Below are 17323 nucleotides of genomic sequence, written 5' to 3' on the forward strand. Positions count from 1 at the left end.
ATGGCAGCGCCAGGCGCCCCCCTCTGGCCTGCCGGCCATCTCCCCCTCAAGGGGGGAGATTAACAATGGGGGCGCCGCATCACCCTTTTCAACGGTAATTGGCGAAAGAAAAAATGACAGCCAATCTCCCCCCTTGAGGGGGAGATGCCCGGCAGGGCAGAGGGGGGTGTGCGCGCGCAAACCTCTGCGCATCACGGCTCACCCTGCCCGATCGCCTCGCGCCGCTTCGCCACATACGCCTCCAACGCCTCGCGCACGGCGATATCCATGACCGGCTCGACATAATCCTCCAGCGCCTTCTTCCACAGCCGCGTTGCGCGCGCGGTCGCGTCAAGCCCGCCGGCCTCCTGCCAGGTCTCGTAGTTCTGCCAGTTGGACAGCATCGGCTGGTAAAAGGCGGTGGCATAGCGCTCCAGCGTATGCGGCTCGCCGAAGAAATGGCCGCCGGTCGGCACTGCCCCCAGCGCCTCGACGGCAAGCTCGGCCTCGTCGACCACGATCGGGCGCAGGAACTCCATCATGTGCTGGATCATCTCGACATCGATGATGAACTTTTCGAAGGACGCCGTCAGCCCGCCCTCCTGCCAGCCTGCTGCATGGTAGACGAGATTGCCGTGGCCGAGCACCGCGCCCCAGAGCGCCATCAGCGTCTCGTAAGCGCCTTGCGCATCGGCGGCGTTGGAGGCCGATCCCGGCGTCGTCCGGTACGGCAACCCGTAGCGCCGGGCCAGTTGTCCCGATGCAATATTGGCCTTGGTGTTCTCCGGCGTGCCGAATGCCGGCGCACCGGACTTCATGTCGACATTGGAGGTGAAGGCGCCGTACATCACCGGCGCGCCCGGCCGCACCAATTGCGTCAGCATGACGCCGGACAGTGCCTCGGCATTCTGCTGCGCCAGCGCGCCGGCCAGCGTCACCGGGCTCATTGCCCCCATCAGCGTGAACGGCGTCACCGCCACAGACTGGCCGTACTCGGCCATCGTCATCAGCCCCTCGGCCATCATCTCGTCGAAGCGGCGCGGCGAGTTGACCGAGATGATGGTGGCGATGCCCGGATCGTCACGCATCTGGTCCAGCGTCAGCCCGCGCGCGATCGCCATCATCTCGATGCCGTCCAGCGCCCTGCCCCGACCGATCGCCGAGACATGAAAGCTCTTGTCGGTCAGCGTCAGATTGGTGAAGTAGGTATCGAGATGGCGTGAATTGGCCGGCAGCTCGACCGGCGCGCAGACCTGGTTGCCGAGCATGTGGACGCAGTTGAAATGCTGCGCCAGCCGGGTGAGGTCGGCATAGTCGCGCAGATTGCCGGCGCGCCGGCCACGCTCCATGTCGTGCACATTGGGTGGACCGGCAACAAGCGTGAAATTGATGGTGTTGCCGCCCAGGTGAACGGCGTTGCCCGGATTGCGCGGCGTTAGGCGATAGCTGGACCGCGTCGTCTTCAGCGCCTCGTCGACCATGCCGCGATCGATGCGGACATTGGCCGTTGCGTGGTTGACCTTGGCGCCGGCCTGCTCGAACAGCGACAGCGCCCGCGGGCTCATCACCTCGATGCCGAAATTCTCCAGAACGTGCATCGACGCCTGGTGGATTGCCTCGATCTGGTCGGCGGACAGCAACGCCATCGGCGGATAGGGATTCCTCACCCGCCGGGGCGGCAGTTGCGGAATGGGCGCTGGCCCCCTGTTGCTGGTGCGCTCGGCGCCGCGCTTGCGTCTTGGCTCGTTCATGCCCGACATCAAAGCCGTGGCCGACCGGCCGGTCTGTCAGGAATACGCCATTTGCAGACGTGATTTTAGCGACGGCGGCATTTCCATGACGCCACTTTATAAAGAGCGGCAACCCACGTCGAAATAACGATATCGCATTTTTTGAAGCGCCCGCGCTGGCGATGCGTTAATGGCGGCAGCAAGATTCCCTTTATGATTTCGGCCTATTGCTCATCCAATGCGTAGATCGAGTTTTAGTAAAATTGTAGCGATTGGCGTGTTGCTGGCACTTTCGGCGTGCGCGACCGCGCCCAGCCATATCAACAATGTCTGCGCCGTCTTCGACCAGAATGATGGCTGGTTCGACAATTGGCAGTCGGCCGCCGAGCGCACCTCGCAGAAATACGGCGTGCCGGTCCCTGTGCTGATGGCGACGGTGCGCAAGGAATCCGGCTTCAAGAGCAACGCAAGGCCGCCGCGCACCAAGCTGCTCGGCTTCATTCCATGGAAGCACGTCTCGTCAGCCACCGGCTTCTCGCAGGCGCTGGACGGCACCTGGTCGCAATATCAGAACGAAACAGGCAATTGGGCGGCGCGGCGGACCAAATTCGCCGATGCCGTCGACTTCGTCGGCTGGTACCACTCCAAAACAGCCGATAGCTACGGCGTCGCCCGCAACGACACCTACAACCTTTACCTCGCCTACTATCTCGGCTGGACCGCCTACGGTCGCGGCAACCGTGGCGACGCCGGGGTGCAGAGCTACGCCCGGGCCACCGACAAGATGGCCCGCGACTATGCCGAACAGCTGAGGCAATGCGGCAGCTGACGCGCTGCCAAGAGCAATTCCAGCAAAAGTGCGCGGCGGTTTTCCCGTCCGCAATTACAAACTCTAAAGCGGGTCAACGATTCCACCAAACGCTGAACCGCTCGAGCCTAATGCCGCCTTGTCGTATCGTCAGGCTTTGAAACCCCGGTTTCCGAAACCTCGTCGCGGACTTCGTGACGACGGGCTCGGATGACAGCCTCGTTTTCCTCGACGGCCTCTCCGATTTGGTCAGCCTCCAAACTTCCCGTCTTGCCATGCGGCCGGCTGGGCTGGGTGCCGGCAAAGCCGGGGCCGGCGCCATGCGGCGCGTCGTCCGGCACACCCTCCTGGGCGGCATGGTCCTTGTCGAACTTGATCACCGGCTCCATCGTCGAAAGCACGTCGTCGGAGAGCCAGCACAGGCTCATATGGCCATCGCCGAGGTTCTTGACCGGCGGCACCTTGGTCTCGCACAAATTGTCCGGCACCAGCTTCTTGTAGCCGCAGCGTGTCTGGAACGGACAGCCGGATGGCGGATTCATCGCCGACGGGATGTCGCCTTCGAGCACGATGTGCTTCTTGATCACGCTGGTGTCCGCGATCGGGATCGCCGACAGCAGCGCCTCGGTATAGGGGTGGTAAGGCGGCGCGAAGATCTGATCGGTCGTGCCCTGCTCGACTATGTAGCCGAGATACATGACGACGACGCGGTCGGCGATGTAGCGCACGACGGACAGGTCGTGGCTGATGAACAGCATCGTCGTCTTGTTCTTGCGCTGGATGTCCATCAGCAGCTCGGTCACGGCCGCCTGCACCGACACGTCGAGCGCCGACACAGGCTCGTCCGCGACCACCACCTTGGCGTCGCCGGCAAAGGCGCGCGCCACGCCGATGCGCTGCTTCTGCCCGCCCGAAAGCTGGCGCGGCTTGCGCGTCTCGAAGGCGCGCGGCAGCTTCACCAGGTCGAGCAGTTCCAGCATGCGCTTGCGCCGGTCGGCGACCGTCTTGCCGACCTTGAATTTCTCCAGCGTCCGGATGATCTGCGCCCCCACCGAATGACTGGGATTCAGCGTGTCGAACGGATTCTGGAACACCATCTGGATCGACGACACGGTGTCGACGCTGCGGTTCTCGATGCCGGTCGACTGGATTTCCTTGTTGGCGAGCGTGACGATGCCGGAGCTCGCCGTTTCGAGCCCGAGCAGCACCTTGGCCAGCGTCGATTTTCCGCAGCCGGATTCGCCGACAATGGCGACCGTTTCGGATTCACGCGCCGTGAACGAGATCGTCTCGTTGGCCTTGACGACGCGGCCTTCGCTCGAGCCGAACACCTCGCTGCCGCCAACCTTGTAGTATTTCCTGAGATCCTCGATCTTGAGCACCGGGGCGCCGGGCACGACCTTTTCGTTGACCTTCTTGGCACCGGGCGGCAGCGCCTCCCAGTCGATCTCGTTGAAGCGCACGCAGCGCGAGAAATGGCCTTCATGTCCCGCGACCTCGACCATCGGGATTTCGGCGGCATTGCAGACGCCCTCGACGAAATGGTGGCAGCGCGGGCCGAAATTGCAGCCCTTCGGCCGCTCATGCGGCAGCGGCAACTGGCCGGGGATCGAGATCAGCGGCCGCGAGTTCTTGTCCGCGCCTGGCAGCGGGATCGAGCGGAATAGCCCCTGCGTGTAGGGATGGCGCATCCGGTCGAACACGTCCTTGATCTTGCCGGTCTCGACCGCCTCGCCCGAATACATCACCGTGATGCGGTCGCAGGTCTCGAGGATGAGGCCGAGATTGTGCGATACGAAGATCATCGAGGTGCCGAACTTCTCGCCTAGCCCCTTGACCAGTTCGACGATGCCCGCCTCCACCGTCACGTCGAGCGCCGTGGTCGGCTCGTCGAGGAGGAGCAGCGCCGGCTTCGACAGCAGCGCCATGGCGATGACGATGCGTTGCTGCTGGCCGCCTGACAGCTGGTGCGGATAGGAGCGCATCATGCGCTCAGGGTCGGGAAGTTTGACCGAGCGCACCATTTCGAGTGCGCGCTTATGGGCCTCTTCCTTCGACACCTTGTCGTGGATCAACGGCACTTCCATCAGTTGCTGGCCGATCTTCATCGCCGGATTGAGGCTGGCCATCGGCTCCTGGTAGATCATGGCGATCTTGTTGCCGCGGATCGAACGCAGTTCGTCCTCGGAGAGCTCGCCCATGTCCTTGCCCTGGAACTTGATCTTGCCGCCGACGATCTTCCCGATGTTGGAAAGGTCGCGCATGATGCCGAGCGACACGGTCGACTTGCCGCAGCCGGATTCGCCCACGATGCCCATCGCCTCGCCGGGCATGACCGTGCAGGAAAAGTCCATCACGGCCGGGATCTCGCCCTTGCGGGTGAAGAAGGAGATCGACAGGTTTTCGATCTCGATGATCGGCTCATTGGTCGGCCCATTGGTCGGCTTGGCCGGATTTCGAACTGCCTCGTTCATGGGTCGCTCCAATCCTTGTTCTTAGCCAGGCGGGATCCGGGACCCCGCCTTCAATCCTTCATCGATTGCTCGCGCAGCGAGTCCGCGAGCAGGTTCAGCCCCAGCACGAACGACATCAGCGCGATCGTCGGCGGCAGCGCCGGGTGGATGAAGGAGCGCAGCAGCCGGCTGGCATCCTTGATCGCCGTGCCCCAGTCCGGGCTCTCGGGCGCGAGACCCAGGCCGAAATAGCCCAGAGTGCCGAGCAGGATGGTAGTGTAGCCGATGCGCAGGCAGGCGTCGACGATCAGCGGTCCGCGCGCATTGGGCAGGATCTCCCAAAGCATGATGTACCAGGGCGATTCACCGCGCGTCTGCGCCGCCGCCACATAGTCGCGCGTCTTGATGTCCATGGTCAGGCCGCGCACGATGCGGAACACGCCGGGACTGGAGGCGAACACCACCGCCACGAAGATGTTGAGCTGGTTGGGATCGATATGGACGATCTTCAGCGGATCCCTGTCGAAGACAAGGCCGATATAAATCCAGCCGCCGACGATGAGTGTCAGCCCGAGCAGGATGTAGATCCGGTCCGGCCGGTTCTTGAAGCGGGTCCAGAACAGCACGCAGAAGAAGATGATCGGGAACAGGAAGAAGACGCCGGCCAAAGCATACGGGATCGGCGTATCCATGATGCCCGGCGTCACCAGCAGGTAGAACAGCAGGATCACCGGGAAGGCTAGCACGAGGTTGGCCAGGAACGACAGGATCGAATCGATCTTGCCGCCGTAATAGCCGGCCGGCAGGCCGAGCGTGATGCCGACCATGAGCGCGAAACCGGTCGCCGCGGGCGCGATGATCAGCACGATCTGGCTGCCATAGACCATGCGCGAAAAGACGTCGCGCGCCAGCTTGTCGCCGCCGAACAGATAGACGAGCCCCGATTGTGGTTCGATGGCGCCGGGCAGCGTGTCCTTCATGATCGGGATCTGGCCGAGCGGATCGAAAGGCGAGATGGTCGAGGCGAAGATCGCGGTGAACAGCCAGAACAGGCAGATAAAGACGCCCGCTATGCCGACGCCGCTGTCGAACAGCTGGCCGTAGAGCGCCAGCTTCTTCTTGTAGAGGAAGCTGGCGCCCATGACGATGGCGAGCGCGACCCACACCGGCCAGAAGCGCCAGAGCACTTCGAGGATGATGGCGGAGCCGCTGATGTATTGGGCTTGCATGCGCCTTCTCCCTACTGAACCCGGATGCGCGGATTAAGGAACGCGTAGCCGACGTCGGAAATGAGCTGCGTGATCAGGACGATGAACACCGAGACCAGCGAGCAGCCGAGCAGAAGATCGATGTCGTTGTTGCCGGCCGCCTCGACCAGCGTGTAGCCGAAGCCCTGGTAGCGGAACATCACCTCGACGATGACGACGCCGGTGAGCAGCCAGGGGAACTGCAGCATGATGACGGTGAAGGGCGCGATGAGTGCGTTGCGCAGCGCGTGCTTGACCACCACGCCGCGGAAGGAAAGGCCCTTCAAGCGCGCGGTGCGGATATATTGCTGCGTCATGACCTCGACCATCGAGGCGCGCGTCATGCGGGCGATGTAGCCGATGCCATAGATGGCGAGCGTGATCACCGGGAGCGTGAAGTTATAGAAGGTGATGCCCTGGCTCGCTGACGCCGCCGACCCGTTCAGCCAGCCGAGCCAGGAGGCAAAGATGACGGTGAAGATGACGCCAGACACATATTCAGGCGTCGCCGTCGAGGCGATCGAGGCGACCGACAGCACGCGATCGGTGCGTGACCCCTCCCGCATGCCGGCAAGGATGCCGACCAGCAGCGAGACCGGCACCATCACCCCCAGCACGCACAGCATCAGAATGCCGGTGGCGCCGAGCGCCGGGAACAGCTTGGCCGCCACTGTGGTCTTGAACTTGGTCGAGCAACCGAAATCGCCCTCGATCACGCCGGAGAATGTCGGCACGGCCGGATCGTTGCAGAAGGAGAAACGCTGCGTGGTCTTTCCGGTCGCCGGATCTGTGATCGGCTGCTTGGGCACGACGCCCAGCCACTGGCCGTAGCGCACGAAGAAGTTCTGGCGGTAGCCATGATTGACCAGCCAGCTTTCGAGCTGCTCGGCCGACGTGTGCATTTCCGTCTGGCTGATCGCCAGCTTCTTCAGGTTGGGTTCGAGATTGACGAGGAAGAAGACGACCAGCGTCAGGCACAGCATCGTGAGCAGAATCGTGCCGATGCGCCTGATGATGAATGAGAACATTGTGCCCCCCTGCCGGCCGGGTTGGGGTCAGATCTGGTCAACCCTGTGTCGAAAACCCTGTGACGTGGCGCCGCCGCTGCATCCAATGCAACGGCGACGGTCCTGCGAATACGAGGGCTCAAATGCCCTTGTATTCATCAAGCTGCGGGTCACGCCTTGTCGAGCCAGACCTTGCCGAAATCGTGCTCGTAGGTGGGGTGCATCGAGTGGTTCTTCACCTCGGGCTTGATGTTGATGTAGAGCTTGCGCCAGTACGGCTGGATGATGATGCCGGATTCCTGCAGCGTCTGCTCGATGTCCTTCATCACCACCTTGCGCTTCTCCGCATCCGCGATGCCGAGCGCCTCGCCCACCTTCTTGTCGAAATCCGGATTGGCATAGGCCGTCTCGTTCCAGGCTTCGCCAGAGCGGTAGGCGATGGCGATCACCTGGATACCCAGCGGGCGCATGTTCCAGTTGGTTTCCGAGAACGGGTATTTCGTCCAGTCGTTCCAGAAGGTCGAGCTCGGCAGCACGGTGCGCTTCACCTTGATGCCGGCTTCGCGCAGCTGAGCCGCGATCGCGTCGGTGGTGTTCTTGTGGTAGTCCTCGTCATTGCTGATCAGCTCGTGCTCGAAATCGATCACCCCGGCTTCCGTCAGCATCTGCTTGGCCTTGGCCATATCGCGCTTGATCTCCGGCAGCTTGACATATTCCGGATGGATCGGCGCCACATGGTGGTTTTCAGCCGGCGTGCCGGCATTGCCGTAGCCGAGCTGCAGCACCACTGAATTGTCGACTGCCAGGCACATCGCCTGACGCACCTTCTGGTCGCCATAGGGCTTGGCGTTGACGTTGAAGCGCGACACCACGGTCGCCGCCGTCACCACTTCCGAAACCGGGGCGCCGACACCTTCGATAATCTTGACGTAGTCGGCGGTCGTCTCGTGGTTGGTCTGCACTTCGCCCGACTCAAACGCCGAAACCGTCGCGGCCGGATCGGTGCCGTAGTCGATGAACTCGACGCCGTCGAGGAAGACTTCGCCCTGCCACCACTTGCCGGTCTCGCGGCGCTTGTAGACCACCTTCTGGCCGACATCGTAGGACACGAGCTCGAATGGGCCGGTGCCGATCGGGCAGTTCTTGAAGTTGGCGCCCTTCGCATCGAAGGTCTTGTGCACGACGAGTGCCGGATAGTCGGTCAAATTGGCGATAAGGGCGATGTCGGGCTTGCTGAGCTTGAGCTTGACGGTCATGTCGTCGACCTTGACGATCGATCCTTCGCTCAGCTTCTTGGTCTTCTCGTCGACGAGGCTGCCGAGGCGGCCCGGCATCGAATTGCCTTCCGCGGCCTTGTCGGCCCAGCGGGTGAAATTGTAGATGACGTCGTCGGCGGTGAACTTGTCGCCATTGTTCCACTCGACACCAGGCCGCACATGCAGCGTGTACTCGGTGGCGTCGTCGTTGATGTCCCAGCTTGCCAGCAGATATGGCGCGAACGTGTACTGGTGGGTGTACTTCACCAGGGGCTCGAGCGCCTGGCGTTCGGCATTGGCGATTTCCGACCAGTCGGCCGTGCGCGGATCCTTGGGATCCTTGACGGACATGGCGACCTTGATCACGCCGCCCTTCTTGCCCTGCACGTCCTCGGCCTTGGCCGGTGTCGGCGCGGCAAGGCCGAGCAGGCCGTAGGCCATGGCGGTCGAAGCGCCGAAGATGCTGGCGAGCGCCAGGAATTCGCGCCGATCCACCGTTCCCGCCTTGGCTTCTTCGGCCATGGCCAGGATGTGATCCGGAACGCTGTCGCCATTACTCTTGTAGATTGTCATCACTAACTCCCATTGTTGGCTTTCCGCCGATTAACATTCCGCATCCGGGCCGTGATGTCAAAGACGGCATGGATTGGGAACATGTTAGCGAATGTGCAACTTTGGAAAGAGAGCGGTTCGCGCGATAACGACAGTCTTGGCGCAAAATTGCTAGTGCGCCCAGATTTCGCCAAAATCTCTTCGGGCCATTAAACAGAGACATTTACACAGCTTACGACAGCGCCAGTCCCGGCCATGGTGAGGGCCAGACCCTCAATATTCCCTTTCGTAGAAGATGCCGCCCTTGGCCTCGCCGGCATCCGTCGCCTCGCCCCGCAATTTGACGCCGCGCCCGACATTGAGGTCGATGGCCGCCTTGCCCGATCCCGGCTTGTCGCCCTTCTGGATGGTCACATAAGTACGGTCGTTCAGGTATTTACCGGCCGAGACCGCCGTGCCGCCCTTCTCGTCGGTGGTGACATCGAGATCGTCGACGCCGATGGCGCTGCGCAGATTTTCCAGCAACGAGGTCGAACCGCCGACACCGGCCAGTTGCCCCGCCGCTTCGGCCAGTTGCGCGATCTGCAGCGGCGACAGATTCGACATCGAACGGCCGAAGATCAGTTGCGCCAGCACCTCGTCCTCGGGCAGCGCCGGCACCGAAGTGAAGGTGAATTTCGGATTTGTCGCCTCGCCCGACACCACGATGGTGACGGTGGCGCTGGCCGTCGCCGTTGTCGCGGTCAGGTTGAGATAAGGCACCAGCGAGCCGGAAAAGCCGACCGTGCCCTCGGTGAAGGTCAGCCGCTTGCCGAGGATCGACAGCCGGCCGCGCTGCAGGGTGAAGGTACCGACAGCTTGCGGCGACGAAGCCGGACCGGTCAGCCTCAGCGAGCCGCCGAGTTCGGCGTCGACACCCCTGCCCTGGATAAAGATCTGATTCGGCGCGTTGACCGTGACGTCCAGCGCGAGACCGCTGCCGCCGCTCTTGCCGCTCGTCGTCGCCGGCCGCAGCGCCTTGTCCTGCGCCCTGACCGCGCCTGGCGCGTTCTTGTGCTTGACATCGAGCTCCGAAAGCGAGCCCGGCAGCTTGTCGGGAACGGTGATGACGGTCTTGGCCAGGTTGACGGTCCCGGCAATCGCCGGCGCCGACGTCAGCGGGCCCTTGATCGTCAGGTCGCCGCCAAGATTGGCGGTCACCACGCGCCCGTCCGTATAGCGGCCGTCGGTGAGCTTGATCGACAGGTCGGCCGGGAAGCCTTGCGCCGGATTGATGCCGACCGTGCCGCTGGCCGACAGGCTGCCGCGCGTCGACAATGTTCCGGTCAGCCGGTTGATCCTGGCGACGCCGCCGCCAATCGAGACGTCGGCGGCGATATCGTTGACGGCGAGGCCCGAGCGCGCATCGACGAGCCGCGCGCCGGAGGTGCTGACGCTGCCGCCGATGACCGGCGACGTCGCTGGACCGCGCACCTGAACATTGACTTTGGCCGTTCCCGTCAGCGACAGGCCTTGCGCGGCAAGCTTTTGGCTGAGGATGCCGAAGGGCACGCCGCCATTGAAATCGAGCACCAGCGCCGGCGTGCCCGCCGTCGTCACCGTGCCGCCGCCCTTGAGGCCAAGGCCGGCTCCGTCGCCGACATTGGCATTGAAGGTGAGCTTGTTGGCGGCAAAGGTGCCGGACGAGGAAACGCTGACCGCGCCGACACCGGCGCCGCGGGTCTGCGACGTCTGCACGCCAGCCGCGTCGATGTTGAAAGCAACCGCCGGACTCGCTGGCGCACCGGTCACCTTCACCGTACCCGAAATCGAACCCGCCGCATCGAGGCCGCGCGAAAAACTGTTGGCGAGCGACATCGGCACCTTGGCCAGCGTGGCATTGATGTCGAGCGTCTGCCCGACCTTGCCGGTCACCGTCGCCGTGCCGCCGCCAAGGTTGAGCACCAGCCGGTCCAGCGTCGTGATGCCATTGGCGATGCTGACGGTGGAGGCTTGGGCAATGACCGCCTGGATGCCCTGGACAGTCGCCTGTCCGGAAGCAAGTTCGATGGTCGTCGTGCCGTTGGCGGCTTTCACCCGGCCAGCCGCCTTGGCCGGAATGCCCTTGACCGTGGCGCCGCCGGAGAAGCCGGTCCAGTCGCCGTCACGCTTCAGATCGACATCGATGCCGCTGATCACCGTGCCGCCCGATATGACGGTGTCGGCATGGATCTTGCCCGAGATCACCGGCGCCGCAAGATAGTTGGCGATCAGCGCATCGATGGAAACGGTTTTCGCCTGGAGGTCGCCGCGCGTGATCGAGGCGGTGGCCGCCTTGATGGCGACCTGGGGTGCCGTGCCGTTCTTCGAAAAGGCGATCGTGCCGCGCACGTCGCCTTCGGCCTTTTCCAGCGCCAGCGCGGCAAGCGGCCCGATATCGGGCAGGTCGAGCGAGATTGTGCCTTCAGGCACGAACTTGTCGTCCAATTCCAGATCGCCGGAGATCTTGTTTGGGCCCAGCGACAGAAGCAGGCCGTTGATGGCGCTCTTGCCGTTCGCCGTCGCCAGCACGGCACTGCCTTGCAAGGCCTGTCCCGCGACATTGCCGGTCAGTTGCACATTCGCAGCCGGGTTGATGGCATCCGCCTTGCCGGTGGCGGTCAGCTTCAGCCCGGTGATCTCGCGCGACGCCACCGAAAGCCGATCGCTATTGACGGTCAGCGACAGGTCGGGGGCGGTGGCCGGCCCCTGAGCAGTCAGCGCAAAGGCAATGGCACCCTTGGCGTCCTTGGACAGCGGGGAAATATCGGTAAGAGCGCCGGTAATGTCGGCGGCCACCTTGTTGTCCGCAAGGCTCGCCTGCCCCTCGGCGCTCAGCGCGCCGGAGATCAGCTTCAACCCATCGACGTTGATAGCGCCATTGGGATCGCGCTTTATCGCGGCGCTGATCTGCGCCCGTTCACCGAGCATGCCTCGCGCCGCTGGCGGCAAGGCCGATGACGGGGCATCCGCCTTCAGCTTGAGATCGATGGCGCCATCACGCAGCGATACCTGGCCGGAGACCTGGCTGTTCAGCGCATCGCTCTTGAGAGAGCCGCTGTCGATGGCCATGGCATCGGCTGTCAGGCGCCCGCTGAGCGCGGCCGTCACCTTGCCGGCGATCAGCGGCGCGATCGTGGGATTGTCGAGACCGACCTTGTCCACCGATACCGTCCCGGAAACCGCCCCGGCCCGGTTCTTGAGATCGAACGCATCCGAGTGCAGTGCCAGCGACAGCCCGTCCACTTTCGCCGGGCTGGTGGTGACCGAGGGCAGGATCGCCGCAAAGTCCAGCCGGGTATGCGTGCTTTCGCCCGCGATTTTGGCCGACAATGATCGCACCTCGATCTTGACTGGGCTTTCCGGGCTTCCGACCGTCAGCGGCAGGCTGGGGCCGGACGAGGTGAGATCGAGCGCGAAATCGCTGGCTCCGTTCGGATTGATGGTGCCGGCGGCCTGGCCGGAAATCTTGTCGCCGGAGAGCGTGGCATGGTCAAGAGTGACGCCACCGACGACGGTGTAGGCGCCCACGGCATCGATGCCGAGCGGCCCGAGCCCGGCCTGGCGCGTCTGGCTGGTTTCGACACCGGCGAGTTGCGCGTTGAACCGGACCTCCGGAGCAGCCGGCGTTCCGGTCACTTGCGCGATGCCACTGAGCGTGCCCGCGGCATCGAGGCCGGGCGAAAATTCATTGGCAAGGGCCGCCGGCAGCGCCGAGAATTGTGCCGCGAGATCGAGCGTCTGGCCGGCGCTGCCCGACAGCGTCATCGAGCCGCCGCCAATATCGAGCGCAAGCTTCTCGATGTTGGTCGTACCATTGGCGATGGTCAGTGACGAAGGCTTGGCGAGCGCTGTCTTGATGCCGCGAACCGTGGCCTCGCCCGAGGCGATCTCCACACTGGTGGTCCCATCGGCGATCTTCACCCGCCCGGCAGCGGTCGCCGGAATGCCCGCGATGGTGGCGCCGCCGGTGAAATTGGTCCAGTCGCCGTCGCGCTTCAGATCGACGCCGATGCCACTGATTTCGGTGGTGCCCGAAGTGACCGTATCGGCCTTGATGGTGCCCGAGATCGCCGGCGCCTTGAGAAAGTTTGCGATGAGCGCATTGACGGCGATCGTCTTGGCCGTCACCTCGCCGCGCGCGATCGATGTGCTCTTGGCGTCAATGGCCACCGAGGGCGCATCGCCTTCCTTGGCAAAGACGATGCTGCCGTTGATATCGCCGGTCACAGCCTGGCCGGCGAGCGCGGCCAGTTGATCGATGGCGGGAGCGGCAAGCGTGAGCGTGCCCAAAGGCATGTATTTGTCGTCCAGCGCCAGGTCGCCAGACACCTTGTTGTCGCCCAGCGAGACGAGAAAGCCGTTGATCGAACGCTTGCCCTCGCTGGTGACCAGCGCCGCCTTGATGTCGAGCGGCTGGTCGTTGACGGCGCCGGTCAGCGAGACGGTGGCGGAAGGGCTCGATATGTCGGCCTTGCCGCTCGCCGTCAGCTTGATCGCCTTTACCGTGCGGCCCGAGGCCGTCAGGCTGTCGCTGTCGGCTGATACCGTGAAATCGGGCGCCGTCATGGCGCCGCTTGCCGACAGCGCGAAATCGACCCCGCCGGCAACCGGCACGCCGACCGTCGGCGACAACACCGAAACGTCGCCCAATTTGCCCTTGATGTCGGCCTGGATGTCCGTGCCGTGCATGCTGGCGGTGCCGCTGGCGCTAAGCGATCCGGAGGTGAGTTCGATCGAATTGGCGGCGAACGATCCCTGCGGATCGCGGGTCGCGGCAGCCGAGAATTTTACCCGCCCGCCGAGCACCGAGGCGATCTGAGGCGGCAAGGCCGTCGCCACGGCGTCGGCGTTCATCTTGAGTTGCATCGACAGGTCGGCAAGCGCCACTGTCGCCGTCAGCGAAGCGTTGAGCGCATCGGACCGCAGCGTGCCCTGGTCAATGGCAATGGCGTCCTTGCTGATTGAACCGGCCAGATCGACGTCGACCTTGCCGGTGACCAGCGGCGCCAGCGTCGCGACGTCGGTTTTCAGGCCGCCAGCCTCCAGCTTCACCGCAACCGGGCCGGCGCGATTCTGGATGTCGAAACCGTCGGAGTGGATTTGCGCCGCCAGATCGTCGAGCCGGGTGCCGCCGGCGACGATCGAAACGAAGGAGGCGCCGATGTCGATAATCGGTGCCTTGCCGTCGCCAAAGGCGCGGGCGGTGGCGTTCTTGATCGCCAGCGTGATCGGTTGCGCCTCGCTGCCGACGCTGACCACGACGGGCGGGCCCTTGGCGGCGAGTTGGACAGAGAGATCGCTGGCGCCGGCGGGATCGACGATGCCGGTGGCGGTGCCATGCATGGCGTCGCTGTCGATATTGGCCCGGTCGACGCTGATACCACCGGCTGATGTGGCGGTGCCCGCGACATCGAAGCTGGTCTTGCCGGCAAACAGGGGCTTCAAATTCTCCGGCAGGAAGCCGGCGAAGTCGCCGTCACCCTTGGCCTCGACATGGCTGCCCTTGTCGGTGGACTGGTGACGGCCCGTCAATTGAGTGACGATCTCACCGTCGACGGTGAACGTGGCTATGCCGTTCCAGTTGGCGAGCGGCCCGGTGCCTGATGCGACTATGTCGACGGGCGGCGCATCGGGCAGCTTGAGCAGATTGGCGATGATGCCGCCCGCCGGCTCCGAAGCCTTAAGGTCGAGGTCAAGCCTGTTGTCGGCCGGCGCAAAGTGGATTTTGGCGTCAACCTTGCCTTGCTTGCCGTCATGGCGGGTAACATTGAGCACCGTCTCGACCGCCAGCGGTGTGGCTTCGGCCTTGACCGATCCCTTCGCCGCAAGCTCGGCGATGCCGCTGCCAGCCAGCTCCTGACCAAGCGCGATTTCGGGCAAGTCGATCTGCTTGATATCAATGGAAACAGGCAGCGTCGTCGTGCCGCTCTGCGCGGGCTGTTGGGTGCTGGCCACCGGCAGCCGCGCCAGTTCGATGCGGTCGGCCGCGATGCGGTCGGCGCTGAAGTTTTTCGACAGCAGCGCCAGCGGCGACCAGTCGACCGCCACTTTGCGCGCCACCAACCAGGCACCCTCGCGGTCCTCCAGCACGACATGGTCGACGCTGAGCGCGCCCGACCAGATGCCGTCGATGCCGCTGACGGTGACCTTGCGGTCGTCGCTCGAGGCCAGGCGCGAAATGATGCCGGCGAGATTGTCGCGTCCGCGTTCGGTCTTGGTCAGCACGACCAGCGCGCCGATCGCCCCCGCGACCACGATCAGCAGCGTGTAGAGGACAATGCGAAGGATGCGCCAGACCGTCCTCATCTCAAAACGCCTGTCCGATGCCGGCATAGATGCCGAAATGCGGATCGCTGGGGTCGCGGTTGAGCGGCACGGCGGCGTCGATGCGCAGTGGCCCGAACGGCGTCACATAGCGCAGGCCGACGCCGGCGCCGACCTTGACGTTGGAGAAGTTGGGAACCGATTTGGTCGATACCGTGCCGGCATCGACGAACGGCACGATGCCGATCGTGTCGGTGACGGCGATGCGCATCTCAACCGAGGTCTCGAAGAAGGACAGGCCTCCGATCGGCTGGCCGGTGAAATCCTTGGGACCGATGCCCTGATAGGCATAGCCCCGTACCGAGCCGCCGCCGCCGGAATAGAAGCGCCTGTCGGCCGGGACATTCTCAAGCCCCGTGCCGACGATCGAGCCGACGGAGACGCGTTCGGCCAGGACGAATTTCGAGGCCGTATCCAGCGACTGATAGGCCGATCCCTCGCCCTTCAGCTTGAGGAAGGCCGCGCCGCTCAGAATGTCGTAGCTGGGCTCGGCATAGGCCAGTACCCTGAAGCCCTTGGTCGGGTTCAGCCGGCTGTCCCTGTTATCATAGACATACTGCAGGGGAACGCTGGCGATCAGGTAAGTGTGTTTGCCGAAGGCATCGCGGATGCGTGAATAGTCGAGCGCCACCTCGGCCGAAACGGTCTGCTTCTTGTCGAGTTCATAGGACAGGCCGGTGCTGCCCTTGACCGAGAAATGGTCGTACGCGTCCGGGTGCTCGAAGACCGTTTTCACACTGGCAAAGAACTTCGAGGCCGGTCCGATCACGCCGGGCTTCTCGAACATGATTCCGGCATTGTAGTTCAGGTCCGACAGATTGTTGTTGCCGATGCCGCTGATGGCGCCGTCGATGCGCAGCTTCTCGGCGCGACCAAACAGGTTGCGGTGTCCCCAATAGCCTTCCAGGCCGAGGCCCTCGGTGTTCGAAAACGTGCCGCCAAGCCCGAAATAGCGCGGCTTGCGCTCGCTGACCTGGACGCCGATCGGGATGTTGCCGTCGGCGTCCAGTTTGTCGGCTTCCTTGAACGTCACGCTGTTGAAGACCTCGAGCCCCAGCAGCCTGTCGCGCGCATCGCTGATCTCCTGCGGGGAGTATTGCCTGCCACGCTTCAGCCCGGTCATGTATTCGGTGAAGTCGCGGTCGACCTTCTCGGTGCCTTCCACCGTGGTCGCGCCATAGCCTGCGACCGGGCCGGCAGCGACCGTCAGCGTCACATCGAGCGTCGAGGTGGCGTGGTCGGCGACGATCTGGCGGTCCGTCACCTTGGCCAGCGGCCTGCCCTGCTCCTTCAGCGTGCGCACGACCAATGCTTCGGCCTTGAGCACCGCGCCGGAGCCGGCGTCGCCGCCTGATATCAGGCCATAGTCGGCGCCCATCAGGCCAGCCGCGTCGCCTTCCAGCCGGATGTTGCCGAGTGTGAATTTGGGGCCGGTCGAGATATTGATCGCCACCGGAATGGGCTGCGGACCCTTGAATTCGGCGTCCGGCGGCAACGCGTCGAGCGGCTTGCCATCGATGGTGATGGTGACCACGCCTTCATAGCGGGCATCCGCATAGAGGGCCGCTACCAGCTGTTCGCGGTCGCTGCGCGCCTTGGCCATCAGCCCGAGCGAGCCCGAGACGGGGCGGTCCTCGTCGCCTTTCAGGGCCGAGGCGTTTTCGAGCTTCTTGACGAGATCCTTGTCGGCGTCGGGCGCGGAGAGCGTCACCGCGTAACGCAAGGGATCGACAATATCGGCGTCTTCGTCGCTGGAGGAACCCCACAGCTTGATGCCGAAAAGCTCGAACGCGGCCGCTGGTCTCGATTCGGCGACCAGCGCCGTCGAGCACATCACGGCCAAAAGCAGGGCGCGAGGAAGCCCGCGCCCTGGCGCGGTACCCCCTGACATCTGCTTTTCATGCGCCGGCATTAAGACAACCTAGTCCACAAAACTAAAATTGGAA

The 17323-nt window shown here is 63.9% G+C and carries 8 protein-coding genes; 1 reads left to right on the forward strand and 7 read right to left on the reverse strand.

Annotated features, from left to right (window positions below; genetic code table 11):
- Positions 1 to 191: 191 nt before the first annotated feature.
- Complete coding sequence (locus FJW03_RS12400) at positions 192 to 1730, reverse strand: trimethylamine methyltransferase family protein (protein WP_140766979.1); 1539 nt, start codon at positions 1728 to 1730, stop codon at positions 192 to 194.
- A gap of 217 nt (positions 1731 to 1947) precedes the next feature.
- On the opposite strand from FJW03_RS12400, the gene FJW03_RS12405 reads away from it, so the two are divergent.
- The gene (locus FJW03_RS12405; RefSeq protein ID WP_140699400.1) at positions 1948 to 2538 is read left to right on the forward strand and encodes a transglycosylase SLT domain-containing protein; all 591 of its coding nucleotides are present in this window, start codon (positions 1948 to 1950) and stop codon (positions 2536 to 2538) included.
- Positions 2539 to 2645: 107 nt separating this feature from the next.
- Here the strand turns inward: FJW03_RS12405 and FJW03_RS12410 are convergent, their stop codons facing one another.
- The 6 genes from FJW03_RS12410 to FJW03_RS12435 all read right to left on the reverse strand — a co-directional run bounded on the left by FJW03_RS12410 (position 2646) and on the right by FJW03_RS12435 (position 17289).
- Entirely contained in the window at positions 2646 to 4991 is a 2346-nt protein-coding gene (locus FJW03_RS12410; RefSeq protein WP_140699398.1) for an ABC transporter ATP-binding protein, read from the reverse strand.
- Between the two features lie 50 nt (positions 4992 to 5041).
- Positions 5042 to 6199, reverse strand: coding sequence for an ABC transporter permease (locus tag FJW03_RS12415; protein ID WP_140608959.1), 1158 nt, complete (start codon positions 6197 to 6199; stop codon positions 5042 to 5044).
- Between the two features lie 11 nt (positions 6200 to 6210).
- A complete protein-coding gene (locus FJW03_RS12420) occupies positions 6211 to 7245 on the reverse strand; it encodes an ABC transporter permease (protein WP_140766978.1) in 1035 nt (344 codons plus the stop codon).
- Between the two features lie 149 nt (positions 7246 to 7394).
- Positions 7395 to 9053 (reverse strand): ABC transporter substrate-binding protein, encoded by a 1659-nt coding sequence (locus FJW03_RS12425; RefSeq protein WP_140608963.1) that lies wholly within the window; start codon positions 9051 to 9053, stop codon positions 7395 to 7397.
- 252 nt (positions 9054 to 9305) lie between these two features.
- On the reverse strand, positions 9306 to 15359 hold the full coding sequence (locus FJW03_RS12430) for a translocation/assembly module TamB domain-containing protein (protein ID WP_140766977.1): 6054 nt from the start codon (positions 15357 to 15359) through the stop codon (positions 9306 to 9308).
- 1 nt (position 15360) lies between these two features.
- Positions 15361 to 17289: an autotransporter assembly complex protein TamA gene (locus tag FJW03_RS12435; RefSeq protein ID WP_140695168.1), complete on the reverse strand. Its 1929-nt coding sequence runs from the start codon at positions 17287 to 17289 to the stop codon at positions 15361 to 15363.
- Positions 17290 to 17323 lie beyond the last annotated feature (34 nt).

This window comes from Mesorhizobium sp. B4-1-4 (assembly GCF_006439395.2).
Taxonomy (GTDB): Bacteria; Pseudomonadota; Alphaproteobacteria; order Rhizobiales; family Rhizobiaceae; genus Mesorhizobium.

Bases quoted from the DNA above. Each gene is read 5' to 3' on its own strand.
- FJW03_RS12430 (WP_140766977.1), bottom strand. From the start codon at position 15,359: ATGAGGACGGTCTGGCGCATCCTTCGCATTGTCCTCTACACGCTGCTG.
- FJW03_RS12405 (WP_140699400.1), top strand. From the start codon at position 1,948: ATGCGTAGATCGAGTTTTAGTAAAATTGTAGCGATTGGCGTGTTGCTG.
- FJW03_RS12415 (WP_140608959.1), bottom strand. From the start codon at position 6,199: ATGCAAGCCCAATACATCAGCGGCTCCGCCATCATCCTCGAAGTGCTC.
- FJW03_RS12425 (WP_140608963.1), bottom strand. From the start codon at position 9,053: ATGACAATCTACAAGAGTAATGGCGACAGCGTTCCGGATCACATCCTG.
- FJW03_RS12435 (WP_140695168.1), bottom strand. From the start codon at position 17,289: ATGCCGGCGCATGAAAAGCAGATGTCAGGGGGTACCGCGCCAGGGCGC.
- FJW03_RS12400 (WP_140766979.1), bottom strand. From the start codon at position 1,730: ATGAACGAGCCAAGACGCAAGCGCGGCGCCGAGCGCACCAGCAACAGG.
- FJW03_RS12420 (WP_140766978.1), bottom strand. From the start codon at position 7,245: ATGTTCTCATTCATCATCAGGCGCATCGGCACGATTCTGCTCACGATG.
- FJW03_RS12410 (WP_140699398.1), bottom strand. From the start codon at position 4,991: ATGAACGAGGCAGTTCGAAATCCGGCCAAGCCGACCAATGGGCCGACC.